At 64.2% G+C, this 17,923-nt stretch carries 18 protein-coding genes; 5 read left to right on the forward strand and 13 right to left on the reverse strand.

Features of this window, described 5'->3' with window-relative positions; translation table 11 throughout:
• Nucleotides 1-54: 54 nt before the first annotated feature.
• Entirely contained in the window at nucleotides 55-804 is a 750-nt protein-coding gene (locus BBF93_RS01670) for a hypothetical protein (RefSeq protein WP_162173995.1), read from the forward strand.
• 10 nt (nucleotides 805-814) lie between these two features.
• Here BBF93_RS01670 and trxB read toward each other — a convergent pair whose 3' ends face one another.
• Together trxB and BBF93_RS01680 are read right to left on the reverse strand one after the other, a co-directional pair.
• Entirely contained in the window at nucleotides 815-1,789 is a 975-nt protein-coding gene (gene trxB / locus BBF93_RS01675) for a thioredoxin-disulfide reductase (protein WP_035594002.1), read from the reverse strand.
• Nucleotides 1,790-1,883: 94 nt separating this feature from the next.
• Nucleotides 1,884-2,945 carry a cation diffusion facilitator family transporter gene (locus BBF93_RS01680; RefSeq protein WP_084324118.1) on the reverse strand — a complete coding sequence of 354 codons (1,062 nt, stop codon included), beginning with the start codon at nucleotides 2,943-2,945 and terminating at the stop codon, nucleotides 1,884-1,886.
• A 146-nt stretch (nucleotides 2,946-3,091) separates the two neighbouring features.
• Here BBF93_RS01680 and BBF93_RS01685 point away from each other — a divergent pair, with 146 nt between their 5' ends.
• Nucleotides 3,092-3,817 (forward strand): VOC family protein, encoded by a 726-nt coding sequence (locus BBF93_RS01685; RefSeq protein ID WP_084324105.1) that lies wholly within the window; start codon nucleotides 3,092-3,094, stop codon nucleotides 3,815-3,817.
• Between the two features lie 187 nt (nucleotides 3,818-4,004).
• Here the strand turns inward: BBF93_RS01685 and BBF93_RS01690 are convergent, their stop codons facing one another.
• From BBF93_RS01690 to BBF93_RS01710, 5 genes are all read right to left on the reverse strand, one after another.
• Entirely contained in the window at nucleotides 4,005-4,421 is a 417-nt protein-coding gene (locus BBF93_RS01690; protein ID WP_157532628.1) for a hypothetical protein, read from the reverse strand.
• A 316-nt stretch (nucleotides 4,422-4,737) separates the two neighbouring features.
• Nucleotides 4,738-4,920 carry a DUF3008 family protein gene (locus tag BBF93_RS01695; protein WP_035594007.1) on the reverse strand — a complete coding sequence of 61 codons (183 nt, stop codon included), beginning with the start codon at nucleotides 4,918-4,920 and terminating at the stop codon, nucleotides 4,738-4,740.
• A gap of 106 nt (nucleotides 4,921-5,026) precedes the next feature.
• Complete coding sequence (locus tag BBF93_RS01700; protein WP_035594009.1) at nucleotides 5,027-5,458, reverse strand: hypothetical protein; 432 nt, start codon at nucleotides 5,456-5,458, stop codon at nucleotides 5,027-5,029.
• A 214-nt stretch (nucleotides 5,459-5,672) separates the two neighbouring features.
• On the reverse strand, nucleotides 5,673-8,117 hold the full coding sequence (gene gyrB, locus BBF93_RS01705; protein ID WP_035594011.1) for a DNA topoisomerase (ATP-hydrolyzing) subunit B: 2,445 nt from the start codon (nucleotides 8,115-8,117) through the stop codon (nucleotides 5,673-5,675).
• A 173-nt stretch (nucleotides 8,118-8,290) separates the two neighbouring features.
• Nucleotides 8,291-10,447, reverse strand: a complete 2,157-nt coding sequence (locus BBF93_RS01710; protein ID WP_035594012.1) for a DEAD/DEAH box helicase — start codon at nucleotides 10,445-10,447, stop codon at nucleotides 8,291-8,293.
• Nucleotides 10,448-10,579: 132 nt separating this feature from the next.
• Between BBF93_RS01710 and hemN the strand changes: the two genes are divergently transcribed.
• Entirely contained in the window at nucleotides 10,580-11,932 is a 1,353-nt protein-coding gene (hemN, locus tag BBF93_RS01715; protein ID WP_035594014.1) for an oxygen-independent coproporphyrinogen III oxidase, read from the forward strand.
• Here hemN and fghA read toward each other — a convergent pair.
• Nucleotides 11,929-12,774 (reverse strand): S-formylglutathione hydrolase, encoded by an 846-nt coding sequence (fghA, locus tag BBF93_RS01720; RefSeq protein WP_035594016.1) that lies wholly within the window; start codon nucleotides 12,772-12,774, stop codon nucleotides 11,929-11,931. The genes hemN and fghA overlap by 4 nt on opposite strands.
• A gap of 150 nt (nucleotides 12,775-12,924) precedes the next feature.
• On the opposite strand from fghA, the gene BBF93_RS01725 reads away from it, so the two are divergent.
• On the forward strand, nucleotides 12,925-14,016 hold the full coding sequence (locus BBF93_RS01725; RefSeq protein ID WP_114104789.1) for a glutathione S-transferase: 1,092 nt from the start codon (nucleotides 12,925-12,927) through the stop codon (nucleotides 14,014-14,016).
• Between the two features lie 6 nt (nucleotides 14,017-14,022).
• Here the strand turns inward: BBF93_RS01725 and BBF93_RS01730 are convergent, their stop codons facing one another.
• Nucleotides 14,023-14,313 carry a hypothetical protein gene (locus BBF93_RS01730; RefSeq protein ID WP_035594020.1) on the reverse strand — a complete coding sequence of 97 codons (291 nt, stop codon included), beginning with the start codon at nucleotides 14,311-14,313 and terminating at the stop codon, nucleotides 14,023-14,025.
• A gap of 22 nt (nucleotides 14,314-14,335) precedes the next feature.
• Entirely contained in the window at nucleotides 14,336-14,713 is a 378-nt protein-coding gene (locus BBF93_RS01735; RefSeq protein ID WP_035594022.1) for a VOC family protein, read from the reverse strand.
• Nucleotides 14,714-14,798: 85 nt separating this feature from the next.
• On the opposite strand from BBF93_RS01735, the gene BBF93_RS01740 reads away from it, so the two are divergent.
• Nucleotides 14,799-15,227 (forward strand): hypothetical protein, encoded by a 429-nt coding sequence (locus tag BBF93_RS01740; RefSeq protein ID WP_035594024.1) that lies wholly within the window; start codon nucleotides 14,799-14,801, stop codon nucleotides 15,225-15,227.
• A 4-nt stretch (nucleotides 15,228-15,231) separates the two neighbouring features.
• Here BBF93_RS01740 and BBF93_RS01745 read toward each other — a convergent pair whose 3' ends face one another.
• The 3 genes from BBF93_RS01745 to BBF93_RS01755 all read right to left on the reverse strand — a co-directional run bounded on the left by BBF93_RS01745 (nucleotide 15,232) and on the right by BBF93_RS01755 (nucleotide 17,923).
• The gene (locus BBF93_RS01745; protein ID WP_035594026.1) at nucleotides 15,232-16,338 is read right to left on the reverse strand and encodes an S-(hydroxymethyl)glutathione dehydrogenase/class III alcohol dehydrogenase; all 1,107 of its coding nucleotides are present in this window, start codon (nucleotides 16,336-16,338) and stop codon (nucleotides 15,232-15,234) included.
• 70 nt (nucleotides 16,339-16,408) lie between these two features.
• Complete coding sequence (gene recF, locus BBF93_RS01750; RefSeq protein ID WP_035594028.1) at nucleotides 16,409-17,521, reverse strand: DNA replication/repair protein RecF; 1,113 nt, start codon at nucleotides 17,519-17,521, stop codon at nucleotides 16,409-16,411.
• A gap of 6 nt (nucleotides 17,522-17,527) precedes the next feature.
• Nucleotides 17,528-17,923, reverse strand: coding sequence for a putative quinol monooxygenase (locus BBF93_RS01755; protein ID WP_035594030.1), 396 nt, complete (start codon nucleotides 17,921-17,923; stop codon nucleotides 17,528-17,530).

Genomic DNA, 17,923 nt, shown 5'->3' on the forward strand with positions numbered 1-17,923 from the left:
GCTCGCCGAAGACCCTGTTTCGGACTATTATTAATCCAGATGCAGGGACGCAGCTTGATTCTGATTGCTTTGGCCATGCTGGCAGCGATGCCGGCCCATGCAGACTTTCGCGCGGCATCAGAAGCGTTCCGCGCCGGGCAGTATGACGCCGCTTTCGCGCAAGCCGCCCTCGAGCAGACACCCGACGCCTACGCCTTCCGTGCGCGGACCCTTCTGGCAAAAGCCATGAGCGGGGAGGGCGATCCGCCGCGCAGCCTGATCGACCAGGCCCTGGCCGAGGCGGAAAAAGCGCTGAAGCTGGACCCTGAACATGAGGAAGGCCGCCTGCAGAAGGCGATCTCCCTGTCGCTGATCCTGCGGCCCATGAGTATCAGCGAAGCCAGCAGGACCGGCTATGGCGAGCTTTCAAAACAGCTTGCTGAAGGTGTGCTCAAGGACGACCCGGCGAATTTCTATGCGCACGGCTTTCTGGCCGTCTGGCATGTGGAAGTCGAGCGCCGGGGCGGTACGATCGGCGCGGCCATCATGGGCGCCAGCCTGAAGACCGCGCGCCGCCATTATGACGAAGCCGTTCGTCTTGCCCCGGAGGATATCGGCCTGCGCTGGCAATGGGCCCGCGCGCTGGCCGCGCTGGACGCGAAGAAGCACCGCGCCGAGATCGAAACGGCGTTGCAGGCCGCTGTGGCCACTGATCCGGCTACGGATCTTGACCGGGTGATGCAGGAACGCGCCGCCCGGCTGCTCGAAGCCGTCAGCCGCAAGAAACCCCGCGATGTGGAGCGCGTGGCGCTGGCGATGCTATAGGGCTGAAGCCCTATTCTGCAGGAACAGCAGCAGCTTCAGCGTGGGCTTCCTGTTCGGAGAGGAAGCGTTCGGCGTCCAGCGCCGCCATGCAGCCCATGCCGGCGGCGGTGACGGCCTGGCGGTAGGTTTCGTCGGTCACGTCGCCGGCGGCAAACACGCCGGGGATGGCGGTTCGCGGCGAGCCGGGCTCGGTGATCAGATAGCCATTCTCCTTCATCGGCAGCTTGCCAACAAAAAGATCCGTGGACGGAGCGTGTCCGATGGCGACGAAGACGCCATGAACAGGCAGTTCGCGGATATTGCCGGTGGTGAGGTCGCGGATGCGCGCGGCGGTGACGCCGAGAGGCTGCTCATCACCCACAACTTCCTCAAGCGTGTGATTCCAGATCACTTCGACCTTCGGATTCTTGAACAGGCGGTCCTGCAGGATTTTCTCGGCGCGGAAATGGTCGCGGCGGTGAATGACGGTGACCTTGGAGGCGAAGTTCGTCAGGAAGAGGGCCTCTTCCACAGCGGTGTTGCCCCCGCCGATGACCAGCACTTCCTTACCGCGATAGAAGAAGCCATCGCAGGTGGCGCAGGCGGAGACGCCGAAGCCCTTGAACTTCTCCTCGCTGGCAAGGTTCAGCCATTTGGCCTGGGCGCCCGTAGAGATAATGACCGAGTCTGCAGTGTAGGTCGTGCCGCTTTCGCCCACGGCCTTGAAGGGGCGGGTTTCAAAGTCGACCGAGAGAATGTGATCGCTGGCGACCTTGGCGCCCATCTTTTCGGCATGTTCCTGCATCTTCACCATCAGCTCGGGGCCCTGGATCTCGTCAAAGCCCGGATAGTTCTCGACTTCCGTGGTGATGGTGAGCTGGCCGCCGGGCTGCATGCCGGTGACGACGAGTGTATCGCGCAGGGCGCGGGCGGCGTAGATGGCGGCGGTCCAGCCGGCGGGGCCTGATCCGATGATCAGGATTTCGGCATGTTGTGTCTCGGCCATCTTCAGCCTCCTTCGCGGACTCATGGGCGGGCTGGCCCCCATATGGGGCCTGAAGGGGCAGGGTTAAAGCGCTCTTGCGCTGGCCGCAAGGCAGCTATTCAGGGGCGGAGACAACTTCCACGGTGGCGTGGGAAACCTTGAACCGGCTGGCTAGGCGCGCCTTCACATCGCGGCGCAGGGATTCGGGATTGGCGCCCGGCGCGGCGGTGACTTCCAGCGTCACCAGGGGCCGCGATTCGGTCAACGACCAGGCATGGACATGGGCAACCCGGGACACGCCGGGGACATTTCCGGACAGATCATGGACAATTTCGGACACCGAGAGACCCGGAGGGGTCCCTTCCAGCAGGATATGGCCAGACTGGCGCATGATGCGCACGCCCGCCACGATCACCAGCACGGCGACGAGGGCGGAGAGGATCGGGTCGGCCGGGGTCCAGCCTGTCCAGAGGATGATGCCGGCCGCGGCGATGGCAGCGACCGAGCCGAGAAGATCGCCGGCCACATGCCAGAGGGCGCCGCGCAGGTTCAGGTCTTGCCTGTCGCCGCCATGCAGAACAGCGAAAGCGGCGATATTGACCAGCAGGCCGCCGGCCGCGACGATCATCATCAGGCCGCCCATCACCTCGACCGGGGCGAGGAGGCGGTGGACCGCTTCCCAGATGATCCAGAGGCCGAGCAGGATCAGCAGCACGCCATTGGTAAAGGCGGCAAGGATTTTCATCCGCGCGAAGCCATAGGAGCGGGCAGGATCGGCCGGGCGCTCGGCGAGTTTGTAACCGATCCAGGCGAGCAGCAGCGAGCCGGCATCGGTGAACATGTGGGCGGCGTCTGCCAGGAGGGCGAGGGAGCCGGAGATGAGGCCGCCGGCCACTTCGGCAAACATGAAGGCGGCTGTCAGCACGGCGGCAATGGCCACGCGGCGGCGGGAGTCGGCGCTGGTCATGTCAGCATGATGGTCATGGGAATGGCCGGCATGGCTGTGATCGTGGCCATGGCCGTGATCGTGGGCATGCGCGCCGGGATCGGCCGGGCAGTCTAGCCCGGTGGCGCTGCTGTGGCCGTGACCATGGGCGTGGTCATGATCATGGCCGGGATCATGATCCTTGACGGCGGGGCTGCCATGCCCCGGGGGATTTGCATGCGGTTTGGTCATCTTGCCCGAGCCAGTGGCGCCTTCCGGCGGGGAAAGCAATCCGTGCGTAATAGCATAACCTTGTTTACCTTGCGTCGTTGTTGCGGCGTTTGTTCTGCTCGTTAGGGTCTTCTCAAAAGAAAATACCTCCGGGGAGAACCACAACCATGACCCTGCCGCGTCTCCGACAATTGGTGATTGCCGCCCGAAGCCTGAGCACCGCTGATCAGCTGGCCGAACTGCTGGGCCTGGGCGAGCCGTTCATCGACCCCGGCGTGGAGGAGTTTGGTCTCGTCAACCGCGTGTTCCCGATCGGGGACCAGTTCCTGGAAGTCGTCGTGCCGACAAGCGGCAAGGCGCCGGCGGCCCGCTTCATCGAGCGGGGTGGGGAAGGGGGCTATATGGCGATCTTCCAGACCGAGGATCTGGCGGCCGCCCGCGCGCGGGTGGACCAGCTGGGCGTGCGCCGCGTGTGGAACATGGACCTCGACGACATTGCCGCGAGCCATCTTCACCCCGCCGATGTGGGCGGGGCGATTGTCTCCATCGACGAGGCGCGCCCGGCGGCAAGCTGGCGCTGGGCGGGGCCGGGCTGGCAGAAGCGGGCAAAGCCGGGCGCCCTGCGCGGCGCGGTGCTGGCGGGGCCGGACCCCGAAGGCATGGCGGCGCACTGGGCCGATATCCTGGCCGTGCCCAAGGGGCGGCGTTACCTGCGCGTGGCAGACGAGGCGGGGATTGAATTCCGTCAGGGGCCGGAGGAAAGGCTGATCCAGTTCCAGATCGCCGTGAAGGAACCGCGCGTGGCGCTGCAGCGGGCGCGCGGCATGAACCTCTGCGTGGTGGACCGCGTGGTGAAGATTGCCGGCGTGGGGCTGGAGCTGGAAGCGGTTTAGAGGGGGCGGGATGCCCGCTGACATCCTTCGACTTCGCTCAGGATGAGCTTCTCGGACGCAGCCTGTCGGAGCTCATCCTGAGCGAAGTCGAAGGATGGCGGGCGCGTGCAGGTTTCAGCCAGCAGATTTGCCCGGACGCAGCGTGGGCTGGCCGGTGTTTGGGGCTGAATTCGGGGTTGGTTAGGCGCTAGGATGTGTCGGTGATGGGCGAGAGGGTGCAGGCGCCCTTCATTCCTTCTCGGGGCATTTGCAGTGCAAACGCTTTTCCCTCAAAGCCCCCGCTTGCGCAGGGGAAGATTACAGCGCGTGCTTCGGCGTTGAGGAAAGCGGGAACGGCGGTTGACCAGATGGGATCATCCCATGCTGCGCGCAGGGGCGTGACTGGTCTGTAGGCAGACGGGTCCGGCGTGCGGTCGCCGAGATAGGCTATCGTGATGCCGCCCCACCAGTGGACGCGGACAAGGGACGGGCCCCGGCCCATGGCGGCGAGCTGTTTGGAAGCGCGGACGAGTTGCCAGGCCAGCATCGGCCAGAACAGCGGGAACACCAGGTCAAAGAACCCGGCGAAATCGGGATGTCTGCGGAGGGCGGCGAGCATCGTCATGAGGCGGAGCATACGCCGGGACGCGGAGGGGGTGGGGAAGGTTTTGGGAAGAAATTTGTAGGGCTTTGTAGGGATTGAGAATTCTGTTCGCAGCAGGGGCGGGAAGTGTTGGATAGGGCGGAAGACCCTCACCTCCCATTGCTTTGCAATGGCCTGCTACGGACGTTTGCAGGGCAAACGCTTTCCCTGCGCAGCCTCTCCCATTTTATGGGAGAGGGGTAAGAGGCGTTGCGCTACCTTAACCCCTCTCCCGCGTTCGGGAGAGGAGGGGCCCGCGCCCGAAGGGCGTGGGAGGTGAGGGCTCTGCCCGTGAAGCCTAGCCTTTCCGTTCCGGGATCTTGTCGTGCTTGGTGGAGGCCATGTCTTCGAGTTCCTTCTCGGTCATGGTCTCGTACATCTCTTTCGAAGCGCCCTGGAGTTTGGATTTGGGCGTCTCGCCGCGCTTGGCACTGAGGGCCGCGCCGGCGGCTTTCTGCTGGGCTTCAGATTGGGCTTTCATGGGGCTCGCTCCTTGCGTTGGCGTGCGTCCCCCCACGGAGGATTTAACGCGCAAGGGCGGGGATGGTTGCGAAGCTATAGTATTGTGAGCGCTTCGTCGTCAGGTGTCATTGCGGCTCGGGGAAAACTTCATCACATTCTTCCATGGCGCTGATTGGCCAATCCGAGTCCATCAAAACTTTTTCCTGAGCATCATTTAGATAAATCAGGTAGTCCGCATAAATTCTTTCTCTGAAATTGTCCAAAGATGCTCGATCATTGAAAGGGATTTCGTCGGGAGCTGGGGTGGATGTAAACGTGACATACACAATGCTGCCTATTCTGTTCGATGCATGCGCCGCTGTTGTGAGGCGCCCCTCAGCTGCAACCCAATAAGCTGCTGTGCATTTGACGCTTGCAGAGTATTTCACCGGGGCAACATCAATCATTGGTTTTATAGTTGCGGCGCTTTCTTTTGACCGAATTTCTATATCTCCGCCTGACGCAATAAAGTCGCTTGCATCGCTTTCAGCGCGCTCTTTCTGCTGTTCCGTCAGCATTTCCCCAAAATGGGTCCATGTACTTCCATGCCCAAGCATCTTCGCTCGAGTCGTCGGCGATGACTGGTGTGGGCGCTGGGGGCTCGATTGCTGCTTGTTGTGCGGAACAGCTCACCCCGCAGAGCGCTATGAGGGGTAAGCCAGCAAAAAGAGAAAACTCACGCATCACAGGTGAGGCCGATCACGTTTCACAGAGCCAAAAATGGAGAATGCATTAGACATCCACCTCTGCCTCAAGCGCAAACTCTTCGATGAATTCGCGGCGGGGTTCGACCACGTCGCCCATCAACTTCGTGAAGAGTTCGTCGGCTTCGTCGGCGTGTTCGACCTTGACCTGCAGCAATGTGCGGGCGTTGGCGTCCAGTGTGGTTTCCCAGAGCTGGCTGGCGTTCATTTCGCCGAGGCCCTTATAGCGCTGGATCTTCAGGCCCTTCCGGCCAGATTCCAGCACCGCGCCGAGCAGGGTCGATGGTCCGTTCACGGCAATTTCGCCGCCTTTCTCATGCCGCAGGATGGCAGGCTCGGCATAAAGCTCGCGCAGGCCATTGGCGCGCTCGGTGAGGCGCATGGCGTCCTGGCTGGCGAGGAGGGCGGGGGGCAGGACGGCGGTTTCGTCCACGCCGCGCACCGTGCGCTGCAGGACGAGCGCGCCTTCCACGAAGCGGCCGGCCCATGTGTCTTCGCCTTCTTCGGCGAGGCGGTTGAGGCGGGCGGCGGTCGCGTCTGCCTCCTCCTGGCCCGCGCCGGGTTTCATCGCGCCGGTGAGGGCGGCGTGTTCGATCAGGTCTGCCGGCGCGCGCAGGGCGAGACGGCGCAGGCTGGCGCGGAAGCTCGCTGCCTGGTGGACCTGCTCGCGCAGGTCAGCGCCGGCAATCTGCGTGCCATCGGCAAGGATCAGGGTTTCCCCGCTCGTGCCTTCCTCAATCAGGTAGGCTTCGAGCTCTCCATCATCCTTCACATAGCGCTCGGAGCGCCCGCGCGTGACTTTGTAGAGCGGGGGCTGGGCGATGTAGAGGAAGCCGCGCTCGATAATCTCCGGCATCTGACGATAGAAGAAGGTGAGCAGCAGGGTGCGGATGTGGGCGCCGTCGACGTCAGCATCGGTCATGATGATGATCTTGTGATAGCGCAGCTTGTTGATGTCGAACTCATCCCGCCCGATGCCGGCGCCGAGCGCCATGATCAGTGTGCCGACCTGATCGGAGGAGAGCATCTTGTCAAAGCGCGCGCGCTCCACGTTGAGGATCTTGCCGCGCAGGGGCAGGATGGCCTGATTGTCTCGGCTGCGGCCCTGTTTGGCAGAGCCGCCGGCGGAGTCACCCTCGACGATGAAGAGTTCGGATTTGGCCGGGTCTTTTTCCTGGCAGTCTGCCAGTTTCCCCGGAAGGGAGGTAATGTCGAGCGCGGATTTGCGGCGGGTGAGCTCGCGCGCCTTGCGGGCGGCCTCGCGCGCGGCGGCGGCCTCGACGATCTTCTCCATGATGATCTGGGCTTTTTTGGGGTTCTCTTCGAACCACTCGCCCAGCTTCTCGTTGATCAGGCTTTCGACGACCGGGCGGACCTCGGAGGAGACGAGCTTGTCTTTCGTCTGTGAGCTGAACTTCGGGTCCGGCACCTTGACCGACAGCACGCAGGTCATCCCCTCGCGGGCGTCATCGCCGGAAATTTCGACCTTGGATTTCTTCGCCACGCCGGTTTCGTTGGCGTATTTGTTGATGATGCGCGTCAGCGCGCCGCGGAAGCCGGCAAGGTGGGTGCCGCCATCGCGCTGGGGGATGTTGTTGGTGAAGCAGAGGACCGATTCGTGATAGCTGTCGGTCCATTCCATCGCGGCTTCGACGGTGATGCCGTCTTTCTCGCCGATGACATAGATCGGCTCGCCGATCAGGGATTGTTTCTGACGGTCGACATGCTGGACGAAGGCCTTCACGCCGCCTTCATATTCCAGGACGGTCTCATAGGGCTCTGCCTCCCGCTCGTCGCGGAAGATGATCCGTACGCCGCTGTTGAGGAAGGCGAGCTCCCGCAGGCGGTGTTCCAGGGTCTTGCGGTCGTAATCGGTCATCGTGAAGGTGGCAGGCGAGGACAGGAAGCGCACGGCGGTGCCGGTATAGGGCTTGCCATTCTCCCGCTTCGGGGAAGGCCCGCGCGTTTCCAGCGGCGCCTCGACCCGGCCGCCCTCGACGAAGCGGACGAAGTGTTCCTTGCCTTCGCGGTGGATGGTCAGTTCCAGCCAGTCAGACAGGGCGTTGACGACCGAGACGCCCACGCCGTGCAGGCCGCCGGAGACCTTGTAGGAGTTGGAATCGAACTTACCGCCCGCGTGCAGCTGGGTCATGATCACCTCGGCGGCGGAGACGCCTTCGGTGGGGTGCATGCCGACGGGGATGCCGCGGCCGTTATCCGTGATCTCGGCTGAGCCATCAGGGTAGAGCGTGACGGTGACGCGGTCGGCATGGCCGGCGAGGGCCTCGTCGATGGCGTTGTCGACGACCTCGTAGATCATGTGGTGGAGACCGGAGCCGTCATCGGTGTCGCCGATATACATGCCGGGGCGCTTGCGCACGGCATCCAGGCCCTTCAGGACCTTGATGGAGCCCGCGCCATATTCGCCTTCGCCGCCCTGTTCGGGGGCTTCGGGATGGATGTCTTCGGCCATGGGAATTGCTTTCTCGATGATTCTTCGAAATTCCCCTTAAATATAGGGGATTTACGCTCCGCTGGGAACCGGAGCGGCAATCATTTTGCAGTGCCTCGGGGGCGGCAAAAAAGTATTTGGAATCAGGGGATTGCCGAGGGTTTTCGGGGCGGCGGGGCCGCCCCGGCGGCGGCTTACGCGCGCGGCTTCTTCAGACCCTGGAAACTCTTGCCTTTTGGCCCCTTGGGTGGGCCGGATTTACCGCCCGGTTTGCCCTTGCCGGCCGGCTTGCCCGAGGGCTTTCCGGCAGACTTTCCGGGGCCCTTGGTGAAGGACGGCTTGTCCTTGTTGCCGGCCCAGGCGGGCTTGGCGGGACGCTCGCTGCGGCCTTCCTCGCGGGGGCCGTCATACCGCTTTCCGGCGGGCTTCTCAGCGCGGCTGGAGCGGTCTTTCCAGTCGGGGCGCTCGCTGCTGCTGCGGGCGGGACGTTCGGCGGGGTTCCAGTCGCTCTTGCGCTCACGCGGCTCGCGGCGTTCCGGGCGTTCGGCCCGGTCGAAGCGGGGCGGGCGATCCTCGCTGCGGCTTTCGCTGCGCCCTTCCGGGCGGCGTTCGCGGCGGGGCGGGGGGGCGGCATCCTCGATCTCGGGCACGCCATCGAGCGGGAAGGCCTGCAGGCTGCCCTCAAGGCGGCCATTCTCGGCGTGCTCGAACAGGCGCTCGGCGCCTTCGGGGGTCAGCTCGACATGGGTGTTGCCGGAATTGATCCGGATCTGGCCGATCTGGTCGCGGTCGATGCCGCCGGCCTTGCAGAGCATCGGCAGCAGCCATTTGGGATCGGCATTCTTCTTGCGGCCGACATTGATGGCGATCCAGACGGCGCCGTCGATGCTGGCACGTTCACGCCGGGCGCGGGGTTCGCGCGGCTCACGTGGTTCGCGGTCCGACCAGTCGCGGCGCTCACGCGGGGCGCGCTCGGGGCGGTCCTGCCACTCGCGCTCGCCGCGATCCTCGCGGGGTTTGCGGGCCGGGCGGTCGTCCACTTCGCGCAGGTCTTCGGGCGCCGAGCGGCCAGCGCGGGCCTTGCGGATGAAAGCGGCGGCGATCTGCTCTGGCGTATGTTCCGCCATCAGACGGGAGACGAGGTCTTCTTCCTTCTCCACCATCGGATTGGTGAGGGCGGTATCGGCCAGAAGGCGGGCGTCATCACGCGCGGTGACATCATCGGCAGACGGCGGGCGGGCCCAGCGGGCCTCAACCTTGGCATCCTGCAGGAGGCGCTCGACCCTGCGGCGGGCCTTGGGCGCAACGATCAGTGTGCTGATACCCTTGCGGCCGGCGCGGCCTGTGCGGCCCGAACGGTGGAGCAGGGTGGCCGGATCACGCGGCAGGTCAGCATGGATCACGAGGTCGAGCTTTGGCAGGTCCAGGCCGCGGGCGGCGACATCGGTGGCGATGCAGACGCGGGCACGGCCAGAGCGCAGCGAGGAGAGGGCGTTGGCGCGCTCTTTCTGGCTGAACTCGCCCGAGAGGGCCACAACGCTGAAACCGCGATTGCCGAGGCGCGTGACGAGATGGTTCACGGCGGCGCGGGTGGAGCAGAAGACGATGGCGCTTTCCGTGTCGGAATGGCGCACGATGTTGACGATGGCGTTTTCTTCGTCGCCTGGGGCAACCATCAGCGCTTCATAAGCGATGTCGGCATGGGCGGTGGTGTCGCTGGCCGTGGTGATGCGCAAGGCATCTTTCTGGTAGCGAGAGGCGAGCGCGGCGATACCTTTCGGCACGGTGGCCGAAAACATCAGGGTACGGCGATCCGCAGGCGTATCTTCGAGGATGTGCTCAAGCTCTTCGCGGAAGCCCATGTCGAGCATCTCGTCAGCTTCGTCGAGCACCACGGCGCGGATTTCGGAGGTGTCGAGCGAGCCGCGATTGATATGGTCTGACAGGCGGCCCGGCGTGCCGACAACGATATGGGCGCCGCGTTCCAGCGCCCGGCGCTCGTCGCGCATGTCCATGCCGCCGACACAGGTGGCGATTTCGGCATTGGCGTTGGCGTAGAGCCAGCGCAGCTCGCGGGCGACCTGCAGGGCAAGCTCGCGCGTGGGCGCGATGATCAGGCCGAGGGGGGCGGACGCGCGGATGAGGAAGGTTTCCTCCCCGGCGAGGAGCTCATTCGCGATGGCGAGGCCGAAGGCAACCGTTTTGCCTGAACCGGTGCGCGCGGAGACCAGAAGGTCGCGTCCTTCCAGTTCCGGCGCGGTGGCGGCGGACTGGACTTCGGTGAGGTTTTCGTAGCCACGCTCAAGGATGGCTGCGCGGAGGGCGGCAGGCAGGGTTTCAGGCAGATTCATGGAGGAGACAAGACTTTCAGGCGTCACAATCGGTGCCCAATGACACAGAACGGGGGCGGGCGCCATGGCAGGACGCCACATAAGGGAGAATACTTACAGTGAACATCCTTAAGCGGTGGTATCTCCCCGGCCATGAAAGACGCCTGGATCCCCTACGCGACGCGCGCTGTGCCCCGCTATACCAGCTATCCGACGGCGGCGGATTTTACGCCTGAGACGGGCGTGGCCGCAGCCATGGCCTGGTCGGCGGCCACACGCGCCGATGAGGCGATCTCCGCCTATCTGCACATTCCCTTCTGCGACAAGCTCTGCTGGTATTGCGGCTGTGCCACCAGCGTGCCCAATGGTTACCGGCGGGTGGCAGAGTATGTGGGCCTTCTGCTGAAGGAGGTTTCGCTGCGCGGGCGGGCGATGGGGCCGCATGGCGGGATCGGCCATCTGCACTTTGGCGGCGGCTCTCCCAACATTCTGAACCCGAATGATTTCCTGGAACTGATGGACGCATTGCAGCGCCATTTCGGCCTCCGCACGGGCGCGGAAATTGCCGTGGAACTGGACCCGCGCACGATGAAGCCGGGGCAGGTGCCCACTTTTGCGCGCGCCGGGGTCAACCGGGTGAGCCTCGGGGTGCAGACACTCGCGGAGGATGTGCAGCATGCGATCAACCGCATCCAGCCGCGCGACATGGTGGTGGCGCTGATCGAGGATCTGCGCGGGGCGGGTATCGATGCCGTCAACATGGACCTGATGTATGGCCTGCCTTACCAGACCACGCAGCATGTGGTGGAGGCCGCCCGCTTTGCCGCCGAGATGGGCGCGGCGCGTGTCTCCGTGTTCGGCTATGCGCATGTGCCTTGGTTTGCCAAACATCAGCGCGCGATTGATGAGAACGCCCTGGCGGGCCTCCATGAGCGGTTCACGCAGGCCCGTGTGGCGGCGATGACCCTGGAAGGGGCCGGGTATGTGGCCATCGGGCTGGACCATTATGCCCGGGCCGATGACACGCTGGCGATTGCCGCGCGCGAAGGCCGCCTGCACCGGAATTTCCAGGGGTATACGGATGACCCGTGCGAGACCCTGATCGGCATGGGCGCCACGGCCATTTCGCAGTTCCGCGAGGGCTTCAGCCAGAACCTCAAGGACCGCAAGGCGTGGGGCGAAGCGGTCACCGCAGGCCATCTGCCGGCCGAGCGCGGCATTGCGCTGACGCCGGATGACCGCCTGCGCGCCCGGGCGCTGGAGACGCTGATGTGCCGGCTGGAGGTGGATGCGGCCGAAATTTGCGCCGAAATGGACGTGCCCGATGACCGGCTGGATGGCGCGCTGGACGCAGCGCGGGAGCTGGAGCGGGTAGGGCTCTGCCATGTTTCCGGAACGGTGGTGACCGTGCCGGAAGAGGCGCGCATCATGCTGCGCACGGTGGCCCAGTGTTTTGACGCGCGCTCACCCGCCGCCGCGCCGCAGCGCCACGCAAAGGCGGTCTAGCCTTTCAGGGCCTTGGCGTGATGGGCAATGTGTTCGTCCATGAAGGTGGCGATGAAATAATAGTCGTGGCCGTAGCCTTCGCGCAGGCGGTAATCGAGCCGCTGGCCGTCCTTCTCGCACGCCTTGATGAAGATTTCGGGTTTGAGCTGGGTTTCGAGGAAACTGTCTGCCGTGCCCGTATCGATCAGGATCAGGGCTTTGGACTGGCGCTCTTTCACCAGCTCTGTGGCGTCATACTGTTCCCAGGCAACGGAGAGGGGGCCGAGATAGGCGGTGAACGCCTTTTCGCCCCAGGGCACGCGGCAGGGGGATGTGATGGGCGAGAAGGCCGAGCAGGATTTGTAGGTGCCCTGATTTTTCAGGTGCAGCGTGATGGCGCCGTGACCGCCCATGGAATGGCCGAAGATGCCCTGGCGCGACATATCCGCTGACGGAACATTCGCGGCGATGAGGGCGGGCAGTTCATCGGTGATATACTGGTCCATCTTGTAGTTTTTCGCCCAGGGTTCCTGCGTGGCGGTGAGGTAAAAGCCTGCGCCCTGGCCGAGATCATAGGCGTCGTCATTGGGGACGTGTTCGCCGCGGGGGGAAGTGTCTGGCGCGATGATGATGAGGCCGTGACGGGCGGCATGTTCCTGCACGCCGGACTTTTCCATCATGTTGGCCCAGGTGCAGGTGAGGCCGGAGAGATACCAGAGCACCGGCACGGGGCCATGGGCGGCCTGGGGCGGAACATAGACGGCAAAGCGCATGGTGCAGCCGAGTAGCGGACTCTCATGATCATAGACCGAAAGCGTGCCGCCAAAGGATTTCCAGGCGGAGACTTGGGTAAGCTGGGTCATGGGCATACTCTCTGGCTGGCAGGCAAACGGGGATAGGGCCCTTCTGGCCTCTTGCCGCCCGTCTCGTCAAGGAAAGCGGGGCGGGGGCTTGCCTGATCTATTGGCATTTGAGATGGCAATACAGAAGCAAGAGACGTCAAAGGGACAGGCATGGGCGGATATACGCTGTATGGGGCTGAGGTCAGCTATTTCACCGGCAAGGCGCGGGCCTATCTGCGTTGGCGGGGCGTGGACTTTCGCGAGGAGTTGGCCACGCAGGCGGTTTACCGCGATGTGATCCTGCCGAAGGTCGGCTGGCCGGTGATCCCGGTGATGGTGACGCCGGAGGGCGAGGCAGTGCAGGACTCCGCCGACATCATCGAGACGGTGGAAGCGCGCGAGGGGCTTTCCCCGCCCGCGATACCGCAGACGCCGCTGCAGCGGTTCGTGGCGCAGCTGCTCCATCTCTATGCGGATGAATGGCTGACCCTGCCGGCCATGCATTACCGGTGGAGCTATAACGAGGATTGGGCTTATGCCGAGTTTGGCGCTCTGTCTGCGCCGCAGGCGAGCCGGGGCGAGCAGTATGAGATCGGCAAGAAGAATGGCCAGCGCTTCAAGGGCGCGCTGCCGATCCTGGGCGTGCATCCCGAAACCATTCCGGGGATCGAGGCGTCTTATGAGGCGTTTCTAGGAGAGTTTTCGGCGCATCTCGAGCAGCATCCCTATCTGCTGGGCGGGCGGCCGTGCCTGGCGGACTTTGCCTTTATCGGGCCGCTCTATGCGCATCTTTACCGCGACCCGGCCTCTGGCGAACTGATGAAGCGGCTGGCCCCGCGCGTGGCCGACTGGGTGGAGCGGGCGCATGCGGGCGGGAAGGGCGCGGGTGATCTGCTGGCGGAGGACAAGATCCCCGAGACGCTGGAGCCGATCCTGGCGCGGCAGATGCGCGAGCAGTTTCCGGCGCTGGTGGAGACGGCGCGGCTGTTTGAAGGCTGGGCCAGCGAAGCGGCGGCGGGCGCATTCCTGCCGCGCGGGCTGGGGGAAATCTGGATCGACATTGAAGGCACGCGCGGCCCGGCGCAGGCGCGGACCTTTCCGCTCTACCGGCTGCAGGCGGTGACCGACGCTTATGACGCGATGGACGAGGCCGCGAAGGCGCGGGCAGATGCGCTGCTGGAGCGCGTGCGCGGGGCGCCGCTGAAGGATTTCCGGCTGTCAAAGCGCCTTGTGCGGACGAACTACCGGCTGGCGCTGGCGTAAGGCGGCTCAGCGGGGGCGGGGGAAGGAGATGGCGAAGCCGTTTTCGATATAGCCTTCGTCGGGCGCGTTATGCGGGCTTCCGGCGTCGGAATAATATTCGAGGGCGGGCCAGCGGGCGGCGATTTCTGCCTTCAGGGCGGGGGTGAGGCCATCGCGCATATGGGCGACGACGGCTTTGGTCCAGTCTGCAAGGGAGACGACTTTGTTGCCGCTGGCGATGGCCAGTTCGGCGATGGCGCGGATGGCGCCGGATTTTATGCGCGACAGGTCGGGAGTATCCGGGCGGGGATAGACCATGGCCGGATACTCCCCGCTGTCATCAGCCGCGCATCATGGCGCAGATCTTGTTGCCATCCGGATCGCGCAGATAGGCCAGGTAGAGCTTCATGCCGCCGCCTTCACGCCAGCCCGGCGGGTCTTCAATGGCGGTGCCGCCGGCTTCCACGCCGGCCTTGTGCCAGGCATCGGCCTGCTCGGTGGAAGCCGCCGCAAAGCCGATGGTGCCGCCATTGGCGTGGCAGGCTGGCTGGCCATCGATCGGTGCCGTCACCAGGAACATGCTGCCATTGTGGATATAGATCAGGCGGCCTTTCGGGTCCTGGATCGCCGGCTTGCCGCCGAGCGCGCCGAACAGGGCGTCATAGAATTTCTTGGATTTGCCGATGTCGTTAGACCCGACCATTACGTGACTGAACATTTGTGTTTCCTCCGTTTGAGTTGTTACTTATCAGAAGGCAGCGCATTGATGTAAACTGCCATTCTGGCTTCTTGGGGATGGCGCAATGTCTCAAGCACTATTGTTGGTTCTCGGCGCGATTCTGGCGCTTTTAGGTACCATGGTCCAATCGATAATCAGTTGGGGCCAGTCGAGGGTCGACAAAAGAAGAGATTTGCTGATTGAGGCGTATTCAGAATACCTCACAGGGCTCGCGCAGAGAGCGTCAATTCTGCATCCGCACTCAGAACGAACCGAGCAAGCAACAGCTCTTATGGTGGCCGGTAAACAGAAGATCTCCGGATTCGCTCCAGCCAATGTGGTAAAAGCTCTCGCTGCGCTTGAGGCATCACCTATGCTGCTTTCGCACAGCGACACTCAAGAAGGTATGGTTGGGTTAGTGCAAGCAATGAGGGTTAGTGTAGGAGTTGGAAAGCAGCAGCTGAACAAAGAGATCAGAGATATTTTGTTCAGCGCTGTCCGATCTGGCAATTGATTTTTCAATACACCACCACACTCCGGATCGACTTGCCTTCGTGCATCAGGTCGAAGGCGTCGTTGATCTTGTCGAGGGTCATGACGTGGGTGATCATCGGGTCGATTTCGATCTTGCCGTTCATGTACCAGTCGACGATCTTGGGAACGTCCGTGCGGCCCTTGGCGCCGCCGAAGGCGGTGCCGCGCCAGTTGCGGCCGGTGACGAGCTGGAAGGGACGTGTACTGATTTCCTTGCCCGCTTCGGCCACGCCGATGATGACCGAAGTGCCCCAGCCGCGATGGCAGCATTCGAGGGCCTGGCGCATCACGGTGGTGTTGCCGGTGCAGTCGAAGGAATAGTCTGCGCCGCCGCCGGTCAGCTCGACAATGTGCGCGACGACATCGGAGACGTTTTTCGGATTGACGAAATGCGTCATGCCGAATTTGCGGCCCCATTCTTCCTTGCTGTCATTGATATCGACGCCGACGATCATGTCGGCGCCCGCCATGCGCGCGCCCTGGATGACGTTGAGGCCGATACCGCCGAGGCCGAAGACGACGACATTCTCGCCCACCTGAACCTTGGCCGTATTGACGACCGCGCCCACGCCAGTGGTGACGCCGCAGCCGACATAGCAGGCTTTGTCGAACGGCGCATCTTCGCGGATTTTCGCCACGGCGATTTCGGGCAGGACGGTGAAGTTCGAGAAGGTGGAGCAGCCCATATAGTGGAAGACGGTCTGGCCTTTATAGCTGAAGCGGCTGGTGCCGTCCGGCATCAGACCCTTGCCTTGGGTGGCGCGGATGGCCGTACACAGATTGGTCTTGCCCGAGAGGCAGCTTTTGCACTGGCGGCATTCGGGTGTGTAGAGCGGGATGACGTGATCGCCCGGCTTCACGCTGGTGACGCCTGCGCCGACTTCGCGCACGATGCCGGCGCCCTCATGGCCCAGCACGCTGGGGAAAATGCCTTCACTGTCCAGCCCGTCGAGCGTGTAGGCGTCGGTGTGGCAGATGCCGGTCGCCATGATCTCGACCAGAACTTCGCCGGCCTTGGGGCCTTCCAGGTCAAGCTCGACAATCTCGAGCGGTTTCTTGGCTTCAAAGGCGACGGCGGCGCGGGTTTTCATGGGGCGGGCTCCTTATTTCGAACCCTTACCTAATCTGCTGCGGGGCCGGGGTCCACTGCCTGCTGGGGGTCTATTCGGAGAGGGCGGCCGTGCCCTCGTCCACGCGGATGCGCTGGGCGCGGTCGCCGAAGGCTTCGAAGAGGAAGGCTTCGGTGCCTGTCAGCCAGGCCTGGCCGCCGAGGGCGGAGAGCTCGTCGAAGAGGGCGGCGCGGCGGTCTGGATCAAGATGGGCGGCGGCTTCATCGAGCAGCAGCAGGGGCGAGGGGCCCGAGCCGCCCGCAGACAGGGCGGTGGCGGAGGCGAGGATGAGCCCGATCAGCAGGGCTTTCTGCTGGCCGGTAGAGGCTTCCCCCGCAGGAGCGGCCGTGGGCCTGTGGATCACGGCGAGGTCTGTGCGGTGGGGGCCTGAGAGCGTGCGCCCGGCGGCGATGTCGCGGCGGCGGCCGTTCCGGTAGGCGTCTACCAGCAGGTCGAAAATGGTGCGGAAGTCTTCGCCCCTCAGCGCGGCGGCTTCGGCCTCGCCTTCCAGGGTCAGATCCGCCTTTGGGAAATGACCTTCGGGGCGCGCGTCGATGGCGAGTTGGAGGGCTTCGAGCACGATGGCGCGGTTGATGGCCATCTCGGTGCCCGCTTCGGCAAGGCGGGCCTCGATCGCGTCGGCCCAGGCGGGGTCGACATGGCCGCGCTCGATCAGGGCATTGCGTTCGGCAAGGGCTTTTTCATAGCGCGCGGAGGCTTTGCCATGGGCGGGCAGGTGGGCGAGCACCAGCCGGTCAAAGAAGCGGCGCCGGTCGGACGCGCCGCCACGGAATACGCCGTCCATCGCGGGGGTGAGCCAGACGATGCGGATACGCTCGGCGAGGTCGCCGGGGGAGGCGGGGGCGCCATCAATCCGTACACTGCGTTTGGCGGTGCCGGCGCCTTCCAGATGGATCGATATCTTCTGCTCGTCATCCAGCGTGGCGGCGAGCGCCCAGCCGCCGGGCGCGTCGCGGCGGGTCATCTCGGAAAGCTGGGCGCTGCGCAGGCCGCGGCCGGGGCCGAACTGGCTGACTGCTTCGAGAAGGTTTGTCTTGCCCGCGCCATTGGAGCCATAGAGGCAGACATGGCGCCCATCGAGGCGCAGGGTCAGGCCCGCATAGTTGCGGAAGTCTGTCAGGCTGAGACGGGTAAGGGCGGTCATGCCGGCTCAGCCGCCGGAGGTAAGGCCGTGCCCGCCTTGCGGCTGTGTCTCGGCGATCTGTTCCATGCCGGCGATCAGCGGGCGCGCTTTCTGGATGGCCGCCTGAACCTGGGGCAGGGCAAGGGACGCCTTGTGGCTATCGGCATCGCGCCAGGCTTCGGTGACCCAGATGGCGTTGGCGTCGGCTGGGTCGCTGGCCACGATATAGCTGAGACAGCCGGGCATATCGCGCAGGCCTTCGAGCAGGTAGCCGATCAACTCGTCGCGCGTGCCATCGGCGGCAATGAACTTTCCGATCAGGCCGTACATGCCGGTCTCCGTGGTTTGGGCACCTGCAGGCAGGGCTGACAGCGCCGCGAAGGCGAGGGAGCCGCCGAGGAATATCCGGCGGTCCACACTCAT

The organism is Hyphomonas sp. CACIAM 19H1, from assembly GCF_003325995.1.
Lineage (GTDB): Bacteria > Pseudomonadota > Alphaproteobacteria > Caulobacterales > Hyphomonadaceae > Hyphomonas > Hyphomonas polymorpha.